Source organism: Mycobacterium sp. NGS16 (assembly GCF_059813225.1).
In genome coordinates, this window is record NZ_JCALEE010000021.1 from 1 (window position 1) to 2,106 (window position 2,106).

General features: G+C 75.5%; 1 pseudogene. It reads left to right on the plus strand.

Annotation, left to right across the window (positions count from 1 at the left end):
* Window positions 1–2,106 (plus strand): annotated as a pseudogene (locus AC5Y4Q_RS21610) (PE family protein); the annotation flags it as partial.

Here is a 2,106-nt window from a genome sequence, read left to right on the forward strand (position 1 = left end):
ACCTTGGCGCATCACGACGGTGGCAATGGTGGCAATGGCGCGGCTCCGGGCACCGGCGGCAAGGGCGGCGCCGGTGGCAGCGCGGCGGGCACCGACGGCGCCTCCCCGACCACCGGCGGCAACGGCGGCAACGGCGGCGACGGTTTCAATGCCGGCGCGGCCGACTCGGGCGCCGCAAGCGGCACCAACGGTGGTAACGGCGGCGTCGGCGGCAACGGCGGGGCCTACGGCAACGGCGGCAACGGCGGCGCCGGCGGCAACGGCGCAGTGGGCGCGGAGGGCACGAACGGCACGCCCGGCGCCGGCGGCACCGCCTCGACCGCTGGCCAGAACGGTGGTATCGGCGGCAACGGCGGCGCTGGGGGCAACGGCGGAACCAAAGCCGGCAACGCCGGCAACGGCGGCGATGGCGGCAACGGCGCCGCCGGCGGTACCGGCGGCAGCGGCGCGGTCAGCACTGACGACGCAGACCTGACGTCCGCCGCGAACGCCACCGGCCAAGATGGCGGCGCCGGCGGTCACGGTGGTGACGGTGGTGCCGGCGGCCAGGCGCTCAGCGCCACCGGCAACGGCGGCAATGGCGGCGCGGCCGGCACCGGCGGAAACGGTGGCACCGGCGGTGTGGGCGGTACCAGCAATGACGGCGTCACCAACACCAACAGCTACCGCCCCGGCGGGAATGGCGGCGCCGGTGGTGACGGCGGCAACGCCGGTGTCGGCGGGGCAGGCGGTGCCCAGGGCACCGACGGTCAGCTCGGTGAGGGCGCGGACGGCGGCAACGGCGGCGACGGTGGCGCGGCTGCACCATGGGTCCATGACATCTGGCCTGACGGCCAAAGCGGCCCGAACGGTGCAGTGGGCGGCAGCGGCGGCGACGGCGGTGTCGGTGGCACCGGCCTGCACGCCGGCAACGGCGGCAACGGTGGCGCCGGCGGCTTCGGCGGCGGCACCGCTGGCAGCACCCCGGGCACCGGCGGCAACGGCGGTGCCGGCGGCGCCGGCGGCAAGGCCGTCGCAGGCACCGTCGATGGGCTCGGTGGCAATGGCGGTACCGGTGGCGCCGGCGGCGCCGGTGGCAACGGCAACATCATCGAGTCCAGCCCGGTCGCGAATAACGCCGCCCAGATCCTGCCCGCCGGCGACGGCGGCAACGGCGGTAACGGCGGCGCCGGCTTCGGCAGCGGCCACCAAGGTAACGGTGGTGACGCCGGTGCCGGTGGTAACGGCGGCAACGGCATGTCCGCCCCGCAGACGGCGGTCAATCCCGCCGGGGGCACGACCACCCTGTTCAACGGTGGCGATGCCGGCAATGGTGGCGACGGCGGCGTAGGCGGCGATGGCTACAACTCCGGCAACGGTGGCGACGCAGGGGCCGGCGGTGTCGGTGGTAACGGCGCCGATGGCACTGCTGACCACGCCAACGGCGGTAAGGGCGGTAACGGGGGCAATGGCGGCGATGTCGGCGTGGCCGGCACCGCCAACGGCGGTACTACCGGGGCCGATGGCGCGACCGCTGACGGCGGCGCGGGCGGCTCCGGCGGCAACGGCCAGGGCAACGTGACCGGTGTGACCGGCGGCGGCACCGGTGGTAACGGCGGCGCCGGCGGCGCTGGCGGCAACGGCACCCACACCGCCGGCAACGGCGGGGCCGGTGGCAACGCGGGTAACGGGGGCTCCGGTCAATTGGGCGCCGTCCCGTCCGCCGGCCTGAGCCTCAGCGGCGGACCTGGCGGCAACGGCGGATCCGGTGGTGCCGGAGGCGCCGGTGGTACCGCTACCGCGGCTGACGGCATTGGCGGCAACGGCGGCCAGGGTGGTGCCGGCGGGAATGGTGGTGTGTCCGGCGCGGCGCAGCACACCGACGCCGGCCATGGTTTCGGCCAGCATGGTGCGGTCGCCGGTGACGGCGGCGCGGGTGGCGCCGGTGGTGCCGGCGGTGCTGGTGGGGTGAACGGCCACGTCGGCAATGGTGCTGACGGTGGCGCCGGTGGCAACGGTGGTGACGCCTTCACCGCGACGCCCAACGACTACAACAACGGCAACGTCGATGTCGCTGGTTCGGCCGGTGATGGTGGGAATGGTGGCGCCGGTGGGGCCGGCTTCACG